This is a genomic window from Salinispora vitiensis (assembly GCF_000378825.1).
In the GTDB taxonomy this organism is placed as follows: domain Bacteria; phylum Actinomycetota; class Actinomycetes; order Mycobacteriales; family Micromonosporaceae; genus Micromonospora; species Micromonospora vitiensis.
The window spans coordinates 1,797,350-1,815,633 of record NZ_KB900388.1 but is presented as its reverse complement, the minus strand read 5'-3'; the positions used below and the strand labels follow the sequence as shown (position 1 = coordinate 1,815,633).

12 protein-coding genes are annotated in these 18,284 nt (G+C 72.4%); all 12 read right to left on the bottom strand.

Annotation, left to right across the window (positions count from 1 at the left end; genetic code table 11):
• Positions 1–23: 23 nt before the first annotated feature.
• Complete coding sequence (locus tag SALPAC2_RS0108440) at positions 24–695, bottom strand: VOC family protein (protein ID WP_018216223.1); 672 nt, start codon at positions 693–695, stop codon at positions 24–26.
• A complete protein-coding gene (locus SALPAC2_RS0108435) occupies positions 695–1,795 on the bottom strand; it encodes an NAD(P)/FAD-dependent oxidoreductase (RefSeq protein ID WP_026184540.1) in 1,101 nt (366 codons plus the stop codon). The genes SALPAC2_RS0108440 and SALPAC2_RS0108435 overlap by 1 nt, the downstream gene beginning before the upstream one ends.
• Positions 1,770–2,846: a hypothetical protein gene (locus tag SALPAC2_RS0108430; protein ID WP_018216221.1), complete on the bottom strand. Its 1,077-nt coding sequence runs from the start codon at positions 2,844–2,846 to the stop codon at positions 1,770–1,772. The genes SALPAC2_RS0108435 and SALPAC2_RS0108430 overlap by 26 nt, the downstream gene beginning before the upstream one ends.
• Complete coding sequence (locus SALPAC2_RS0108425) at positions 2,839–4,098, bottom strand: metallopeptidase TldD-related protein (protein ID WP_018216220.1); 1,260 nt, start codon at positions 4,096–4,098, stop codon at positions 2,839–2,841. The genes SALPAC2_RS0108430 and SALPAC2_RS0108425 overlap by 8 nt, the downstream gene beginning before the upstream one ends.
• Positions 4,095–6,344: a lantibiotic dehydratase gene (locus tag SALPAC2_RS0108420; protein WP_026184539.1), complete on the bottom strand. Its 2,250-nt coding sequence runs from the start codon at positions 6,342–6,344 to the stop codon at positions 4,095–4,097. The genes SALPAC2_RS0108425 and SALPAC2_RS0108420 overlap by 4 nt, the downstream gene beginning before the upstream one ends.
• Positions 6,341–7,810 carry a hypothetical protein gene (locus SALPAC2_RS0108415; RefSeq protein ID WP_018216218.1) on the bottom strand — a complete coding sequence of 490 codons (1,470 nt, stop codon included), beginning with the start codon at positions 7,808–7,810 and terminating at the stop codon, positions 6,341–6,343. The genes SALPAC2_RS0108420 and SALPAC2_RS0108415 overlap by 4 nt, the downstream gene beginning before the upstream one ends.
• Complete coding sequence (locus SALPAC2_RS0108410) at positions 7,807–10,092, bottom strand: lantibiotic dehydratase (protein WP_018216217.1); 2,286 nt, start codon at positions 10,090–10,092, stop codon at positions 7,807–7,809. The genes SALPAC2_RS0108415 and SALPAC2_RS0108410 overlap by 4 nt, the downstream gene beginning before the upstream one ends.
• Positions 10,089–12,524, bottom strand: a complete 2,436-nt coding sequence (locus tag SALPAC2_RS0108405) for a lantibiotic dehydratase (RefSeq protein ID WP_018216216.1) — start codon at positions 12,522–12,524, stop codon at positions 10,089–10,091. Before SALPAC2_RS0108405 ends, SALPAC2_RS0108410 begins: the two co-directional genes overlap by 4 nt.
• Before the next feature lie 2 nt (positions 12,525–12,526).
• Positions 12,527–14,326, bottom strand: a complete 1,800-nt coding sequence (locus SALPAC2_RS0108400; protein WP_018216215.1) for a hypothetical protein — start codon at positions 14,324–14,326, stop codon at positions 12,527–12,529.
• Positions 14,314–14,571: a lymphostin biosynthesis Trp-donating RiPP gene (locus SALPAC2_RS0108395; protein WP_026184538.1), complete on the bottom strand. Its 258-nt coding sequence runs from the start codon at positions 14,569–14,571 to the stop codon at positions 14,314–14,316. The genes SALPAC2_RS0108400 and SALPAC2_RS0108395 overlap by 13 nt, the downstream gene beginning before the upstream one ends.
• Positions 14,572–14,607: 36 nt before the next feature.
• Entirely contained in the window at positions 14,608–15,228 is a 621-nt protein-coding gene (locus SALPAC2_RS0108390; RefSeq protein ID WP_018216213.1) for an NADPH-dependent FMN reductase, read from the bottom strand.
• Positions 15,229–15,503: 275 nt separating this feature from the next.
• Positions 15,504–18,176 (bottom strand): CHAT domain-containing protein, encoded by a 2,673-nt coding sequence (locus SALPAC2_RS0108385; RefSeq protein WP_018216212.1) that lies wholly within the window; start codon positions 18,174–18,176, stop codon positions 15,504–15,506.
• Between the last annotated feature and the right edge of the window lie 108 nt (positions 18,177–18,284).

Sequence of the window (18,284 nt, the reverse complement as noted above, 5' to 3'; positions counted from 1 at the left end):
GCCACGAGCGGATCGGCTTCGGCTCATGGCAGTCGCACCACCGTGTCGCCCGCGCCGGTCTCGACCCGGACCGCGGTGATCTCGGGGCCCGCGTCGTCGTGGACCGTCACCGCGAGCCCCGCCAGGCCGGGCCACTCCGTGGCCCAGCCCCGCTCTCGGGCCGGGCCCGTCACCAGCCCCGCGAGTGCGGTCGGCCGCACCCGGTGCCCGGCTGCCCGTAGGTCACCCGCCACCCGATCCGCCCGGTCGGCGGGATTGCCGTAGCTCAGGAAGAACGGCAGCACCCGGCTGCGCCAGGACAGGTCGAAGGCGGCCTCCGCCCACGGCACCCGCTGGCCGTCGGCGCGTACCGACTCGCCCCGCAGCAGGCCGGGGTCGGCGCCAGTGACCTGCTCCACCCGCTGCGCGGTGCCGGCGATGTCGTCGGTGAGTACCGCCCAGTTGAGGAAGGCCGGCCCGTCCGCGGTCCGCTCCAGGAAGGCCCGGCCGAAGTCGGTGCTACCCAGTTCCCGCTCGTCGTGGGTGACGAGAAGCTCCAGATACTGGACGTCGGGGGTGTCGAACGGCACGACCCAGCTCGCGGTGCCGTCCGGGTTGGGGCTGCCGTCGGTGATCCCGAAGCCGTGCCGTTCCCAGAGCAACTCCCGGAGCGGGGCGATCGTGCGGGCGCCGAGAATCACGTGGTCGATGCGCATCACGCGGTGCCTCCCTGGGCGTGTGTCGGGCACATCCGGTACGGCAGCGCGTCCCAGTCGTCGCCGAGCAGCCCGGCCGCCATCCCCTTCGCGGTGGTACGGGCCGAGAGCAGCCCGTGACCGGCGTGTCCGGCCGAGATGAAGATCCGGTCCTGACCCGGCAGCGCCCCGGCCAGCGGCCGACCTGTGTCGGAGACCGGCCGCAGTCCCGCCCGCAGCTCCAGCGGTACGGCGGCGGCGAGGCTGGGCATGGCGGCGGTGGCGAACCGCAGCAGCGCTCCGACGCCCTGCGTGGTGACGTGGTCGGCGAAGCCGGCGTCCTCCTCGGTGGCGCCGACGAGGATGTCGTCGCCGACCCCCGGGGCGAGGTAGTAGGCGGAGGAGAGGATGCTGGTCAGCTTCTCGTCGGTGCGCAACACCACCATCTGACCGCGTTGCGGCCGGATCCCGGTGGACTCGGCCAGCCCGGTGCCGGAACTCCACGCGCCGGCGGCGATCACCACCCGGTCGGCGTGCAGCGCCCCCTGGTCCGTACGGAGCACCACCCGGTGCCCGTCCTCGCGTACCTCGCGTACCTGGCACCCCTGTCGCCAGTCGACCCCCTGCTCTTGGCAGCGGCCGCGGACCGCGGCCAGGTACCGTCTTCCGTCGATCATGAGCCCACTCTCGGCGTACAGGTAGTGCCGGCTGGTGGGGAGCTTCAGGCCGGTCGCGACAGCGGCGAGGTCGTCGCCGCTGACCTGCACCCCGGACCCCGCCTCCGCCAACAGGTGGCCGTAGGTGTCGATGTCCTGCGGGCGCAGGGCGCGCAGAATCGGCCGTGCCACGCTGAAGGTGCCGAACTCCGGCTCCAGGCGGGCCACGTCCGCGTCCAGGTCCCGCTTCGCGTTCCGCAGCCAGGAGTAGAACTCCCGGTCGTCCAGGTAGCGAAGGGAGGGCACCGCCACGCCGGCCGCGCGATGGGTCGCGTGTCCGGGCTCCGTGCCGGCGTCCAGCACCAGGACCGAGGCGCCCTGGCTGCTCAACTCCTCCGCCAGGCACGCACCGACTATGCCGCCGCCGACGATGGCGACGTCAGGAGTTGACGGTAACGACTGCATGTCCGGCACCTTCCAGTTCGGCTGCGCTGGCTAGTACCAGCGAGCGGGTGGTCACGTCGCTGTCGCCGTAGACAGCCGTTCGGGGGCCCGTCAGACCGTGGGTGTGACGGAGTAGGTGGATGGGTTTGCCGTGCAGCACGACCACGAAGCTCTCCTCGGGGTGGTCCAGAGGTCGGGCTACACAGTGGACTCGGATCGTGCCGTCGCCGTGGTAACGCTGGAGCCCTTCGACACACCACTGCAGCTCGATCGCGTTCGGCGGGGTGACCGCATCGGGCCCGTCGAGCTCGAGCCGGACGACCGGAGGTGGACCGCAGGCGGCGGCGTCGTGATCCCAGACCGCCCGGCCCGGCGGCACCCCGTCGCGCCACCGCCCGGGGGGACAGATTCGGCCGGCGTCCACCAGCGTGCTGGTCTCGGCGGGGTCACCGAGGTCGTCCCGGTCGTACCCGGCGGGCACCGCGGGGAGATCCCGGATGGTCAGCGCGGGGAGTACCCGGCGCCCGGCGAGTTGCGCCGCGCTCCGTCGGCCCTTGCGCGACGAGAGGGAGAATGCCGCGCCGGCCACGAGTACGGCCGCGGGAGCGGGGCGCAGGATGAGCGGGCGCTCCCGCCAGCCCGCCGGTGGTTCGGCGGCCGGTGGGTGTGCCAGCGCCGCCAGGTCCTGCCCGGCGACGGCCGACACCAACTCGAACGGTGTGCCGGGACCTGCGGTGCCGAGTACGACCGGCCCGGCCGCCGTCTCGACCCGGGCCAGCAGGTCGCTGCGGCCCGAGACCGGCAGGTCGGCATCGGCTCGCCACTCGTGGATCGTGGCGACCGCGCTCTGTAGCCCGTCGAGGGCGCCGCCGATCCGGGCGGTGGCGTCGGTGAGCAGCAGCGCCACGTTCTTGGCTGCCGCGTCGGCGGCGGGTCCGTCCACCCGAACCGATCCGAGCACCCGTCCGGAGGCGTCCCGGCGTAGTTGCACGAGATCCAGCGACACGGTCAGCCGGGGGCCGGCGGAGGTGGGGGTGAGCAGCCCGGAGGCGCGCAGTCGAAGCTCAGGCATGACGCACCGCCCGGATCCCGACCGATCCTGCGGGGAGCCGGAGGCCGGCGTTGGCGAAGGACACCAGGACCGGGTACTGGCCAAGTTTGCCGCAGCCACCGGTGGCCCGGAGGTATCCGGCGACCTGGTGTGCGTACGGCCGTAGCCGCGCCAGCGCCCGCGCGCCGTCGCCGGCGATGCGGAGGGGGCCGAGCCGGGCGGTGGTGCCGTCGGCCCGGTGCAGTACGGAGATCGGCGCGTGGAAGACGAACGCCCCCGAGGCGATGTTCATCATCTCCAGTCGCAGCCCGCGGGGAGCGATCCAGTCCCCGGCCGGCTCCTCGACCTCGACGCCGGGCTCCAGTACCGCCGCGGTGTGCGTCATGCGGGGGATCGCCGGGTGGCGGTAGTTCTGTCGGCGTCCGTGACCGGTTCTGGTGGTGTTCAGGCGCTGGGCCAGGGCCAGATCGTTCATTGGCCGGCCAACCACCCCCCGGTCGATCAGCCGGCTGGTCACCGAGTCGGCGCCCTCGTCGTCGAAGGCGCTCCGGTAGCCGCCGCCAGCGAGGTGACCGCCGTCGAAGATGGACAGCCAGGGTGGGGCGACCCGGTGCCCGAGCTGCTGCCCCAGGTAGCTGGTGCCGGAGGCGACGACGTCGGCCTCCATCGGGTGCCCGACGAGCTCGTGGAAGAACGCGCCGGCGAACCCCGGCAGCAGGACGAGGTCGGCGTTCGCGGGTAGCTCCTCGGCCAGCGGCAGACCGAGCCGGCCGCGCATCTGGGTGGCGGTCTGCCGCGCTGCCAGCGCCAGCGTGCCGGGGTCGTCGGTCGGATTCCACCGAACCGACTGCGTGTGCCGGGTGCCGTCGTCGCCGGTCAGGGTGAGCAGCAGTGTCGCGACGAAGCGGTGCGTGGAGCGGACCTGCTCCGGGTCGCCGGCGGCGACGTGCTGCTCCGCGACGCCGAGAACGAGTTCGGCGCCGGTCTCGGCGGCGATCGCGGTGAGCAGGGCGCGGTGCTGCGCCGTCACCTCGAACACCGGTCGGCCCTGTACCTCGCGCAGGGCGTCGGCGGCCGGCGCGGCCAGCCCGGCGTAACCAGTCCCGAGCAGCGCGTCGCCGTCGGTGAACCGGTGGTCGGTGCAGCCGTCCCCGAGGTGCCGCTCCACACTCATCCCGCGGGCGGTGGAGCGTTGGGTCGGGAACGAGCCGTCCGGTCGGACGTCGACCCGCAGCCGCAGCGAGTGTTCGCTGAACCAGATCGTCGGCGTCATGCTGGCCCGCCTTCGCCGACGACCTGCATCCGCAGCTCGCTGGTGTAGCGCCGTCCTTCGGCGTCGCGGAGCCACAGCCCTTCCGGTCCCGGTGCCATCCGCTCCACGTCGATCTCGTCGCAGCCGCGGGTGATGTGGTTGACCAGGTCGGCGGCGAGTGGGGAGGCGAGGTCGATCAGGTACGGCTTGCGTTCGTGGGCGCTGCGGCCGAAGAGGAACCGGACGTTGGTATCGCGGGCCAGCCGACGCAGCCCGAGGAACCGGGTGTGCGGCTCCGCTGCGGCCAACGTCTGGGTCGGTACCCGCCAACGGGCGCGTTGCAGGGTCACCGCCCCCAGTACGACCTCGGGCAGCGCACCGCCGGTGGCGGCGCGGAAAGTGGGGTGCAGGACCTGCGGGTGTGACAGTGCGGCGAGCGGCGCGTACTTGACGAAGTCGCTGAGCGGCACGTACGCCATGACGGTGCGACCGTCCGGGTCCCGGAGGGTGACCGTGTCGGCGGTGATGGAGACCCGGAGGTCTTCGGGTTTGAGCAGGTCCGCTCGGCCCTCGTCGGTCCAGGAGAGCGGACGCATCGCGACCTCCCGGCCCGGGAATCGGTAGTAGCCCTTGTTCCGGCGACCGAGGTCGAGGCCGACCAGGTCGTCAGCCTGTCGGGCGACCCATTCGGCGGCGGCCGCGCCGAACCGTCGCGGATCCGGGTGCATGGTGGCGAGCCAGCTGTCGACCAGCAGGTGGTGGTGGGCGCGGGACAGCACCAACGGCGCCCCGTCCAGCCCCGCCACGTCCGCCGCCGCCGGGCAGAGGTCGATGACGGCGTACCGCCCGCCGGTGAGGGCGTTGGCCTGGTCGATGAGCTGGGCCAGCTCGGACCGCCAGTCCTCACCCGGGTAGCTGGGCGCGTAGGTCGCCTGGTAGGTGCTGGTGGAGTCGGACTGGTCCGCGGCGGCCCGGGTCGCGTACTCGAGGAGGTTCAGTTCGAGGTCCTGGCCGTTGCCGGCGAAGCTCTCCCGGACGGCCCCGGCGGCCGCGGCCTGGGTGGCGTGACCGTGCGTGACGCAGGCCTCTAGGAGCGGGGTGAGCTGCTCCTCCCAGCGTCGGATCAGGTCGGCCCCGATGGTGAGGGAGAAGGGGGACGCGCACTCCTCGAAGAAGACCGCCCGGTCGGCGTAGGCGGCGCCCGCGCCCCGGCGGGCCGGTTTGCCGGTGATCTCGGTAAATCGAGCCTCCACTGTGGCAACCGTGGTGACCTTGCGCTCCAGCGGCTGTTCGCCCAGCTCCGCCAGGAGCGCGGCGAGATCGCCGAGCCGGTCGAGCCATTGGTCGCGGGCGGGAGTGGCCGGCAGCGCGGCGAGTTGTTCGCGCAGCGTCGTGAGCGGGTCCAGGTCGTAGTCGCCGCCACCGAGCCCGATGGTGAGGTGCTCGGTCGCCACCAGCTTCATCAGGATCCGGACCACCTCGACGGCGGGGCGGCCCGAGTGCTGGATCAGCTGCCGCACGGTCGTGCCGCCCGGGAGTACCTGGGCCAGGATCGGCTCGCCCGGGTCGGCGCCGCGGCCGGTGCGGTGGAAGCGGAGGTGCGGCAGGATCGCGGAGTCCCGGGCGATGGCCAACGCCAGGGCCCGCGCCGCCCAGTGGGACAGAAACACCCGGCGGGTACGGGGAACGTCTCGGCGGAGCTGGGCGTCGCCTCCGGCGCCCACCGTGCCGTACGCCATCGGGCCGAAGAAGCTGACGGTTTCGTTCTTGGCGCAGAACCGTTGCACGTAGGTGTACATCTGTCGGCGTACCCGCCGCCAGCGTGAGTTCAGGGCACCCTGGTACGCCAAGAAGGGTTGCAGCATGTTGCGGTGGACGTCCGGGTTGGACAGGAAGACCGCCTCGGACACCTGGGACGTCGCCAGCAGTTCCCGGAGTTCCTTGCCGACCTGCTCGTCCGCTGCCTGGTAGGCGCGGACGTACTGGGCCAGTGCCTCCCCCCAGGCGTCGACCGCCGTCCGCCAGTCCGGCCCGGCGGACCGGGGCAGCTGGTCGATCCGGCCGTGCAGCACGTCGGCTCGGATCCCGGCGGCTCGATCGCCAGTGAAGTGCGTCGAGACGCTGGCCAGCAGGACATCCTCCCGCCGAACCACCTCGTCGGCCAGTTCCAGCAGGTCGCCGGGGGCGCCCAACTCCTCCAGCCAGTCGAACGGCATTCCCGCGTGGCGCACGAGGAACTCGCGGCCAATACGCCAGTTTCTAGTCATTGTGGACTCCGGATCGCCCCGGCCCGGACCAGCTGACCGGACAGTTTTGTACGGACCGTGTCACTGAGGTGCTGCCAGACGGCGGCGTCGCCGCTCGCCAACCGCCGTACGACCGGCGTCAGTCTCGGGTGCAGCCGAAAGGCGCTACCCGTGCGTAGGTTCACCACGAAGGATCCGGGTCCGCGCCCATCTGGCCCGGCCCCGCTGGCCTCGACGACCGTGGCGGAGGGTTCCCACGTGGCGGGGGGCGGGCCTCCGGACGCGAGCGCGCAGCAGGCGAGCCGACCCGGATACAGCTCGGTGTCGGCGCCGAGCTCGGCGGTCAGGGCGCTGGTGATGCGCTGCCGGTCGGCGTCGTCGAGCGACCCCGGCCCGTGAAAACGGTCCCAGCGCGGAAGATCGTGTCGCGGCGAGTCCTGTCGGGTCAGCGGAACCCCGCCCCACCTCGTCGAGCTGCGGGGACCGTTCCGGCTGGTCAGCCGGAACGGGCTCAGACCCGCCAACCGGGGTCCGGGCCCGGAACGCAGCCGCCGGGCGGCGGTCGTGGTCGCCTCGGCGTCCAGCCCGGGGGCGCCGACCAGCAACTCGACGGCCAGCCGGTCGTCGCCGACGAGCCGGCGTACCGTCTCCAGGTCGGTGTCGACGCCACTCACCCCCGTCACCGCTGACCAGGCGGAGAAGCGGGCCACGGTCAGCGCCACCCCGCGGCAGTCCCGCCAGGCGCGGGCCGGCAGCAGCACGGCCTGCTCGGGGGCGAGCCAACCCGCCCAGGGCCGCCCGGGGTGCCACTGGTGGGCGTCGCGTACCCAGCGGATGTCCTCGCCCGCCGGGGCCCACTCCCGCCGCAGGCGCCAGGACGGCGTCCAGTCCTCGAACTCGGCGCCGGCGAACGGTGCGAGTGCGCGGAGCGCCTTCCGGTGCGCGGCGGCGAACCGCCCGCAGAGCGTGACCCGGTGCGAACCCAGCGCCACCGTCAGCGCGGCGGCGGCCGGAAGCTGCTGGTCGGTTTCGACCAGCAGGTGCACCCGAGCACCCGGTGCCCAGGCTTGGGCCCGGTCGGACTCCGGCGCGAACAGGGCGGTCCCGGCCGCGGCGGACACCACGTCGGCGCCCGACTCGGTGGTGCCGTTGACCAGCTCGACATCGTCCACGGCCAACCGGATCGTCGGATCTGCTTCGGCGGTCAGCCGCAGGGCCAGCCCCATCGCCCGCAGCCGGCCCCAGTCGTAGCGCCCACGGTCCAGGATCGTCGCGGCGCCCGCCGCGAAGAGTGCCCTGGTGGCCGTCTCGGCGGTGGCCACACCAGACGTCGGCCGCGCCGCGGACTCGGCCAACGCGCGCAGGCCCACCGGAGCGCAGAGCCGGTCGAGGAATTCGGCGTTGGCGTCGAACAGCTCGTCTCCGGGCCCCAGGATCGGTTCGAGGCTCAGGTCGTACAGGGGCGGCAGGAGCACCCGGCGCGTCACTGTCCACCACCCCGCAGGTAGACGCAGCGCAGCTCCGAGGCGAACCGCAGCTCACCGTCGCGAAGCCAGGCGTCGGTCGGCGCGGGCAGGGCCTCGGTGACGGCGAGGTGGTCGGCGGTGGCCGCCAGCCGTGCCATCCCCTTCAACAGGTCGGGACTCGCGATGTCGACATACACCGGCTTGCGTTCGGCGGGCGACTTGACGAAGAAACGGTTCGGCAGGGCGCGTTCGGTGACCAACCGGGCGGCACCGAGCAGCAGGTCCAGGTCCCGCTGGCCGCGGAGCAACGGCTGTACCTCGGCGCTCGGCACCAGCCAGCGGCGCCGGGAGAAGACCGCGTTGCCCCAGCGCAGTCGGGGCAGGTACGGCAGCGTCGGGAGGACAGCGCGCCGAATGCGGGGCAGCGCGAGCGCGGTGTGCACCGCGGTGTCGAGTTCGCCGTTGTGCAACAGCAGGCTCTGCCCGGGGAAGCTGGCTCCCCGGAGCACCACCTGCTCCCCGTCACTGTCGAGCCAGAGTTCGTCCAGACCGATCCGGTCTCGACCGGCGGTGGCGGAGCCGCCCAGTTCGAGTACGACGCCGGGGAACTCCAGCGGCGGCAGTCCGGTCGTCCGTCGAGAGATCACGTTGACGGCTGTCTGGTCACCGAGGGCCCGCCGGACGGCGGCGTCCCGCTCGTCCAGCAGCGCCGCCGCATCCGGATGAAACTGAAGGGCCCACGGGGTGAGCAGCGCCGCGTCGTGGATGTCGCCGAGCACCAACGGAGTCGTACCCGGGTCGTAGTCGGCCAGGTTGGCGGTGCCGATCAGGACGTCGATGGAGCACAGAACCGGTGCGGTGGGTGCGGGCACCGGGGGCAGCAGACCGGCGACGTCGAGCTCGCTCGCCTCCGGTCCGGCCTCGCCGACGACGCGGGCCAGCTCCGTGCTGAGCTGACCGCCGTACTCGATGGACATGTCCGCGCAGGCGCTCAGCGCTCGCAGCAGCGGAGTGCGGCCCGGGCCGAGCCGCCGCGCCACCGCCCGGTTGGTCTGCACCCGGGTCAGCTCCGCCTCATGTGCGAGCAGGTCGAGTACGGGGGCGGCCGCCGCCCGCAGGTCGTGGGCGAGCCGGCCACGGAGCTCCAGCTGGGCGGTACCCACCGCGGCCTCGTGGATGATCACCCGGTCGTTGTAGAAGCGGCTGCGGTTCGTCGGTCCACCGGTGGGGAGCAGGGACTCCACCTCGGCCTGGATGGCCAGCTTGCGCTCCGGCGCGGTCCAGGGGTAGCTGTCGAGGAGGTCGAGCACCTTGACCAGCAGCGACCGGACGGCCGCCGCGCGGCTGGCGGTCTCGGCGCCGGCCTCGTCGATCCGCTCCAGGGTCCAGCGCAACGGATCCACCGTCGTCGCCGGCGGGCACCAGGAGTGCGTCAGCACCCCCTTGGCTACGGCCGCGCGGAACAGCCCCACCGTACGGGTCAACTCCGCGCCGCCGGCCGCGGCGAGCTCAGCGAGCGTACGGTCGCCGTCCACCGCCCGGATCAGCTCGGCCGCCGGGTCGTCTCGGCGTGGCGGACGTGCCGTGGTCTTGCGGATGGGCACCAGGTGCGTCACCAACGAGTCATCGTCGACGATCATCGTCTGGACGGCGTCGTTGACCCGGGCGGCGCAGTGCGCCTGCCGAACCCGGATCTCCCGGTGGCCCGCCCAGGACAGCGTCGTCGCCGCCTCCGAGTCGGCGTCCACCCGGCCGTAGTTGATCGGCCCGAAGAAGCTCATCGTCTCGCTCTTCGCCGCCAGCCGCTGCGCGTACGCGGCGAGCTGGCGGCGGATCCGACCCCCGGTCGCCCCCCGGACCAGATCGCGGTGGACGGCGGGGGAGGAGCAGACGATGGCGTCGTTGATCCGCGGGTCGGTCCGGATCTCCGTGAGCGCGGCATTGACCGTCGCCGCGTCCGCCGCGACGGTCGGCTCCAGCTGCTCCCGGGTCCGCGTCGCCTGCTCGGCGATCTCGTTCCACTCGGCGAGCCAGTCGGGGTCGAAGATGTCCGACGGGGGCAGTGGGCGGACGTTGCGTAGCTTGCTCTGCTGGCCCCGGGTGAGGCGAGCCGAAGCTCGCATCCGGGCGGCCACCTCGGCGGCCCTACGTTCCAGGACGGCCAACTCGCCGAGCAGCGCTGCGGTCTGTCGATAGGTCAGGGACTCGATCAGTTGCCAGGGGAAGCCGGCGCTGCGCAGTACGAGGGTTGGCAGCAGCTCCCAGCTGGGGTCGGCCGGGCCGGCGCTGGTGGGGACGGTCACGACGAAGCCCTTCTCATAGCGATCCGGAACTCGGCGGTCACGGGTCTGTCGCCGTGGCGTAGCCACAGGGCGTCCGGCGCGGGCCGCATCTCGGCCAGCGAGACCTTCCCGTCGCCGGCCAGGGTCAACGCCAGCAGCGCGTCCACGGCCAGCGGATTGTCGAGGTCAACACCGACCGGCTTGGGCTCGTGCGCCGCCGAGACGAAGCAGAAGCGGGGCAGTCCGTGCCGGGCGCGTAGGGACTGCACCGCGAGGAACGCGGTGGCGGTGTCCCGGACCTCGGCGACGCCGAGGTCAGCGGCGCTGAACCACCAGCGGGCCCGCTGCATGATGACCTCACCCACGCGGATCCGCGGCGCGAAGTCACCGAATCGGATCAGGGGCAGGGCCACGCCCGGTGCGGCGAAGGCCCGGAGGTGGACGTGGTCGTCCTCGCCGGCGTAGAGGGTCAGCTCACCGTCGGGTGCGTGTAGCCGCGGCACCCCGTCGACCAGTACGGCGGTCAGGTCGGCCAGCGCCACGGTGCGCTTCCGGTCGTCGGTGGCCACGGAGGTGACCTCGACGAAGCGTCCCGGGAACCAGTCGGCGACCAGGCCCTTGTGCCGCCGTCGACGGATGACCGTGGCGAGTTGGTCGGGGCCGCCCCACGGCTCGAGCCCCGCGGTGAAGTCGGCCAGCATCCGCTCCTGGTCGTCGCAGAAGAGCCCCTGCGAACCCCAGGCGAAGACGTACGGGTGCAGCTCGCCTAGGACCAGCAGGTCGGTACCGTCCGGCTGCCGCTCCAGCATCAGGTCCGGGCTGACGAACCGGTCCCGACCCGGGCTGGGCGCCAGGGTCGCCAGGGCGGCGGTGGACAACCGGGCCTCCTGCCCGCGCAGGGCGGTGCGCACCAGCTCGGTGTAGGTCTGGGTGAACTCGCGTACCGGGCCGGCGAGCGCCGTCAGCTCCCCCGCCTCAACCGCTGGTAGCACCCGGCGGATCAGCTCGTCATAGGGCAACGAACCGGTCCCCGTCTCGCTGATGACCCTGGCGCACAGCTGCGCGGCGACCTGTTGCTGGAGCTCGCCGTACCGGGCCGCGACATCCAGCACCGGGGTGAGCTGCTCCTCCCAGCGCCGGGCGACGTCGCCGCCGACCACCACCGGAGACTGGTCGCCCTTGGCGTCCAGCGACACCACCAACCGGTCGGCGTACATCTGCCCACCGGCCCGACGGGCGTCGGTCGCCGTCAGCGCCGAGAAACCCGCCTCCACTTCGGCCAGCACGGCCGCCCGTCGGTGGTGTCCGGCAGCGGCTGCGTACCGGTCCGCCAGGGCGGCGAGTTCGCGCAGCCGCGCCGGCCACTCGGTGCCGGCGGCATGCTGCTGCGCGAAGCCCACCAGCCAGTCCAGCGGACGGGCGGTGGTGGACGGCGGTTCGGGCCACAGCCGTACCGCGCCGACCTGCCGCAGCCGATCCAGGACCGCGCGTGCCTCGGCGACCTTCATCCCGGCGAGGTCCGCGAGGTCCCGTACCGAACGGTGGTCGTTGACGTCGCGAACGAGTCGCCAGTGGGTGCCGGAGAGCCGGATCCGCCGCCCGGCACTGGTCTGCACGGTGCCGGTTCCGGCTTCGGCCTCCGCCCGTCGGCGGCACGCCGGCACCCAAGTCACCGGCAGCTGGTCGCGGACGGCGGGATCGGCGCCGAGGTTGCGGGCCAGCTCGCACACGGCCCAGAACGCGGTCTGCGCCTCCGTGGTGTGGACCCCGGACCCGGTCTCGGGGCCCAACCCGATCCCATCGGCCGTGTCGTCGATCCGTCCGTGCACCAGCGGGCCGAAGAAACTTGTCGTCTCGTTCTTCGCGGCTAGGCGCTGGCCGTAGAGGTAGGCGCGGCGGTAGAAGGCGCGGTCCTTGGCCCGGTTCCGGTTCGCACCGGCGCCCCGGGTGGCCCACCCCTGCCGCCAGCGTAGGACCTCGCCGTAGAACGAGGGTGAGAGCTGAAGCAACGCGTCGCAGACCCGATCGTCGGTCAGCAGCGCGCGCACCCGCTCCGGTCGGCGCAACGCCTCCTGGGCGAGGACGTCGGTCAGCCGTTGGCCCGCCTGCTCCAGTTCGGCCTGCGCCGTGCCGTAGGCCGCCGCCGCGCAAACGAGATCCGGGTCCAGCTGTTCGGGGTTCACCGACAGGCCGCGTCCCGCCCGGCTGCGGGCCCGGGACAGCGCCCGAAGCCGGGACCGGTCCGACTGCCGATCGGTTCGGGCGACGACCCGGGCGATGCCCTCGATCAAATCGGTGCGGCACTGCCCGAACTGTTTCGCCGCCGTCCGGTACTGCGCGGCATCTTCTCGCGTCGGTTCGTCGGCCAGGGCGGTCAACAGGTCGATGCCGAAGCCCGCCCGACGGAGGAGCAGCCGGGGGTAGAGCTGCCAGGGGGTTGGTTGCTCAGTCATCGTCAGTCCTGAAAGTTGATCAGGTCGAAGGGACGGTTGAGCTTCGTGCGGGGCTTCGGCAGGAGTTCGGCGAGCTCCGCCGCGCCGGACACCGCCTTCGCGAGGGCCGTCGCCTCGACCGGACGGGTCAGGCTCAGTTCCGCGCTCGCCACGGTGGCCGGAACGTCCGCGCCGGCCCCACCCGTCATCACCTGTCCGGCCTGGGCGAGGGCGATCCGGTACGGGTCGCCGAGCCGTCGCGCATCCTGCTCGGCCAGCTCGTACTCTGCGACGGCGGCCTCGCGGTGACCCGCGGACGCGTGCAGCATGCCCAGCTCGAGGCGGACCTCGGTCTGGTGGAAGATGTCGTTGAGTCCGGCGGCGTTGGTGAGGGTCGTGTCGATCTCCTCGATCGCGGCTTCCCGGTCACCGACCAGCAGCCGCAGTCCGGCGCTGCGATACGAGTGGTGCTTGGCGAAGCCCGCCGTCGAGGAGCCGGTGGCCTGCCGGAACTTGTCCCAGGTCGCCAGCGCGGACGAGTACTTGCCGGCCTTCTCCTGCAACACGCTGATGTTGGAGTACAGATTGATGCGCAGGTGAGCGGAGCTGGCATCGTTGAGGCCGGCGAGGCAGGCGAGGGCCTTCTTCTCGTGCTCGAACGCCGGGCCGAGTCGTCGCTCGGCGAAGAGGGTAAGCCCGCGCAGGTTGTGCAGCCAGCCCCGTTCCCGGCGGACGCTGTCGGCCTCGTTCGGGCGCTCCCGGACGACCTCGAACCCCTGCTCGACCTCGGCCACCGCCTCGCCCAGGCGGCCTTTGCGCTTGGAGAGGGTGAGGGCGGTGTACAGGTGGGACTGGGCGCGGATCTCCGGCGAGAGGCCGTGGTCGTGCTCGCGAATGGCACGGAAGGCGGTGACCGCCGCGTCCTGGTCCCCGCGGAAGCCGGCCTGGATCCCGATTACCTTGAGGAGGAAGCCACGGATATCAGCGGTGCTGCGCAGGATTGTGGTTTCGAACTCGATGGCGTGGACCAGGCTGTCCTCGCGTTCCGCCTTGGCCAGTAGCTCGGGAAGGGCCGGCGTGGGTACCCCGGGCAGAAGCTCGATCGCCTCGGTGGCGACGAGCGCCATCCCTTCCCAGTTCGCGGAGAAGAAGGCCCGCCGGCAGTAGGCCATGGCGGCGGCGACCCGGTCGACGGCGGTGCTGTCCTGGTCGCGTGCCCGCTGGTAGAGCTTGCCCTCCTCGGAGGCGGGCGCCACCGCGGTGGCCGCGACCGACGGTAGGTCCGGCACGAGATCGTCGACCGTGATGGGCAGGTCCATGCGACGGAGGCAGCGAGCCCGCTCGGCGCGATAGTCGGCGTGCGGTCCGAGCGGCGCACGGACCGACTCCGGTCGATCCAGCAGCAGCGCCGCGCCGGGGTGTACCCGTGAGTGCTCCACGGCCCGCATCAGCCCGCGCAGGGACGACAGGTCGGTGCCGCCGACACCGCTGACGAGCAGTGGACGACCTAACTCCGCGGTGCCGGCGCAGAGCGCGGCGGCAGCGACCGAGAGGACCCGGTACACCTGCTCGCTCTCCCGGTGCAGTCGTCGCTCGGAGGCGGCGAGGGCGATCTCGCCGAGCGGCAGCGGGTTGTCCTGTGGCTTGTCGTCGGGGGCCAGTTCCGCCCACTCGGCGGTGTGGCGGTGGGGCAGGTCACCAAAGCTGGCACCGGCCGCACGGAGCGCGGCGATACATTCGCGCAGCCCGACGTAGGAGCTGGCGGGGCCGGTGTTGATATCCACCCGGACGGCGGCACCGGCGGCCACGGTCACCGGCGCCACTGGATCGCCTCATTCGACGCGAGGGCGAGCGGTGCGATCTTGTTTTCCACCTCGTCCAGGTCGAAGTCGACGTTGTCCAGGTCGTCGAGCCCCTCCACGTCGGATCCGAAAGGTTGGGCGCTGCTCTGGCTGTCGACGGCTACGGCTGTCGCGGTGGCAGCCGCCAGCGTCGGGTTGTCGACGGTGCCGTCGGCTACGTCCGCGGTTGCGGCGGAGCGGTGGTTGTCCAACATGTCGTACTCCACTTCAGATCGGGCCGGTAGTCAGGCTGCGTGCGGCAGTCAGGCTGCGGTGGCTCGGGCGAGGGCGAACTCGACGACCTGCTCTCCCATCAGGGACAGCTGGGAGGAGACGTGCGAGTCGGTGCTGGTGCCGTCGGCGGTGAACGTGACGTGCTCCGTGTTGACCGCGACGCCGAGCGGCGTCGGCCAACCCCGGAGTGCGTGTACGACCGCGCGGAGGCTGGTGAGGGTGGTGGCGGCTTGGGATCCACGAGCGGTGACCAGGCAGCCGACGGCCCGACCGTGCAGATAGGGGTGGGGCGCGTCCCTCAGGTCCTCGATGTAGTCGAGGGCATTCTTGACCAGGCCGGAGATACCTCCGTGGTACGCCGGCGTCCCGATCACGATCCCGTCGGCCATCCGTACGGCGTTGACGAACTGTCGGGCTGCCGCCGTCCGTCGGCCTTCGCCGGGCAGGTACAGCGGCAGCTGCAGCTCGGTGGCGCCGAGCAGGTGCGTACGGGCTCCGGCCTGCTCGGCGGCGGACAACGCGGCCCGGACGGCCTGTTCGGTGGAGGACCCGGGGCGCATGGTGCCGCCGATGCCGACGATGAGGGGGCCGGTGCGGCTCCGGACCCGGCTCGTACCATTGCTGGTGTTGGTTAGCTGGAGCACGTGCACACCTCTCCTTCGTCGCGCGTGGACTCGAGGTTGTGAGCTGTCCGGCGCGATGGGATGTGTTTCGTTCGTCGTCCCCCGTGCGGTTCCCCCATAAGAGAGGGCCCGGGGCGCGTGTGATGCATGCGGTCCATGTCGCGAAGGCGACGTATCAGATCGACGCGGGACTGCTCGCTCCGTTGTGGATCGACGGAGAGTGTTCGCGGGGGGTCAGCCCGGTAGTCGACGGCCGGCCAGCAGGGCGGGCTGGTTGGCGCGGCCGGGGCTGGTGAGGTCGGTCAACCGGCGCCGAAGCAGACGAAAGAGGCGGCGGTGGCGGTGCTGGCGTCCAGGCCGGCACCGAATTCCGCCTGGGCGCCGGCGAGGGCGAGCCGCGGTGTGTCGCCGGCGGCCAGCCGTCGATGCATCTCCACCATCAGCTCCTGCGCCGCGGAGTCCAGCGCCGGCAGGACACTGGCCAGTACCGTCGCCGTTCCCAGCTGGAGCAGCGCGGTGGACAACCCCATCAGCTCCTCGCCCGGGTGCACCGCGGACAGCCCCACGTCGCAGGCGGAGAGCACCACCGTCCCGGGCGCGCAGGCGAGCCGCTCCAGGTCGTAGACGGTCAGTGGACCATCGGCGAGGCGTACGTGCGAGAACATGGGGTTGTCGGTGCGGAAGGTGCCGTGTGCGGCGAGGTGGGCAAGGGGGGCGCCGTCCAGCGCCGCGAGCGCTGCCTCTGCGGTCGCGTCGGGGCCGAGGAGCACCTTTACGGGCGCGAGTGTGCCCGCCAGCCGCTGCACCTCCGCCTCGGCATAGGCGAGGCCGGGGCCGGCGACCAGCACTGGGTTCCGCTGGTGGGGCGGAGTGGTCGTCGCCGGGTGGGCGGCTTGGCGGCGGGCTGACGCGGTGAGCCACTCCGATGCTGACGGCACCACCGTCACCGGTCGCCCGGCACAGGTCGGTAGCAGGGCCCACGGCATGGCGTGCAGGGCGCCGACCGGCACCAGGACCAGTCCGCCGGCGCCGAGCCACGGCTGTATCGCGCCGAAGATCAGGTTGTCCAGCTGGTGCACCGCGAACCGGGCCGCGGTCGCTGCCGCCGCCCGGGAGTCGTCGGAGCCCCGGCTGGTCAGGATGCGTCGCAGCGCGAAACGCAGGGCCTGAAGCTCGTCGGTGACGGTGGCGAGCGCACCCAGCGCCCGGGTGTGAAACCGGCCGCCGTGCACGACGACGATGTGGAGCGTGCCGTCTATGTCGATCAGCTCGACCAGGGTCTGGTCGGCCAGCTCCACCGCGATCCGGTCCAGTGGAATCCCGCTCGCCGCACCAGACTCGGTGCCGCTGGCCTGCCAGCTGCGGGTCCGGATCCGTTCCTCGATCAGCCGCTGTTGACGCAGCAGGGTCGATCCCAACGCGGCACTCGTGTGGGCGGCTTCGTCGACGGTCCGGCGCAGCTCGGCCAGGTCGGCCGCGAGCCCGGCTTCGTCCGGAGGCCGGGCGGGGGGTAGCCGCAGTGTGGCGGCTCGCCACCGCTCACTCCAGCGTAGGATCGCCCGAGCCTGCCCGCCCCGAACCGCTAGTCGAAGGCCGGTGCTGGCCAGGTCCAGGGCGTACACCCCGGCCATCACCCGCAGCTCGGTGGCGCCGAGGGCTGCCTGGTAGCGGTCCAGCAGTGCCATTCCCGCGTTGAGCGCCCGGCGTGCCCCGGCGGTGTCGCCGGTGGCGATTCGGCGGAGTGCCTCGGCGTGCCAGGCGCGGGCCCGGAGCTGGGCCGGCCCACCACGGCTGGCGGCGCGGATGGCACTCAACTCTCCGGCGATGGCGGCGACCTTCGCGCGTTGCCCGGTGCACAGCGCCCGGTCGAGGGCGACCCGGGCGGCATAGAGGCGGGCGTCGAGTGCCGGTATCGGCCAGCTGCTCGTCGCCAGCGCACGTGCGACGGAGCGAGACTGCCGCAGGTGCGCCGGCTCGTCTGGTGAGCTGGCCCGTAGCTTGACGTATCGGGAGAGCGCCGCCCAGGCCGGTCGGTTCTGTCGACTGAACAGGCGGTACGCGGCCTGTGCCTGCTTCGAGGCGGTCGGCAGGTCGGCCTCGGCCAGCGCGACCTCGGCCAGCATCAGCCGGGCTTGTGCCTCGTAGAGCCCCATCCGGCTTGCCCGGGCCGCGTCCAGGGCGGCCTCGGCCGCCGCGCGAGCCTCCGGCAGTAGCCGGGCCCCCAGTAGCAGTTCGCCTCGATCCATCAGGGCGATCGCCGGGCGGGTGGTCCTGGCGAAGTACTGGTCGGCCAGGTCATACCAGCGCAGTGCGCCCGGTATGTCACCCGCGCGGGACAGGACGAAGCCGAGGTTGTGGCGGACCTGGGCCAGTGCCAGCTCTTGGTCGAGCTTCGCGTAGCCGCGCTCGGCGGACCGCAGGTCAGCCTCAGCCTGGCGCAGGCTGCCCCGGTAGGTGTGCAGCACTCCTCTGTTGGTGAGTGCACGGGCTTGCCACAACCGGTCGCCGCTGCGTCGGAAGGCGGCCAGCGCATCGGTGTAGCCGGCCATCGCCTCGTCGAAGCGGCCGAGGCGGTCGAGGATCAGTGACCGCTGCATCTGTAGGCGGGCGGCGGGCAGCCCACGGAGGATCGGTGACGCGGCGTCGATCTCGCGCAGTGCCTGCTGCGGTTGGCCCGCCTCGGCCAGGACCAGCGCGAGGCTCATCCGGGCTTCGGCGGCGCGGACCGGGAGTTGGGCGGCCTCGGCCACGCGGCGGGCCCGGCGTAGGTGGCGGAGCCCGTGATCTGCGTTGTGTTGTTCCCGCGCGGCGAGTCCGAGTGCCCGCAGCGCCACGGTCTCCTGGTCGGGATCCGCGCCCGCACGGGCAGCGGCGAGCGCGGCAGCCGCCAGCTCGGCGGCGCGAGCCGGGTCGGCGGTGACGAGGTGGAGCGCCTTGCCTGCTGGACTGTCGTCCATCTGTTCGGCGCTGTCCATCACCTATGGATTTTGGCACAGCGGTGAACGACCGAGAAGCAGTCCGACAAAGCTTCTCGTCCATCCACTGTGGCTAGCCGCAGGTCGGATGAGGATTAGTCAGATACC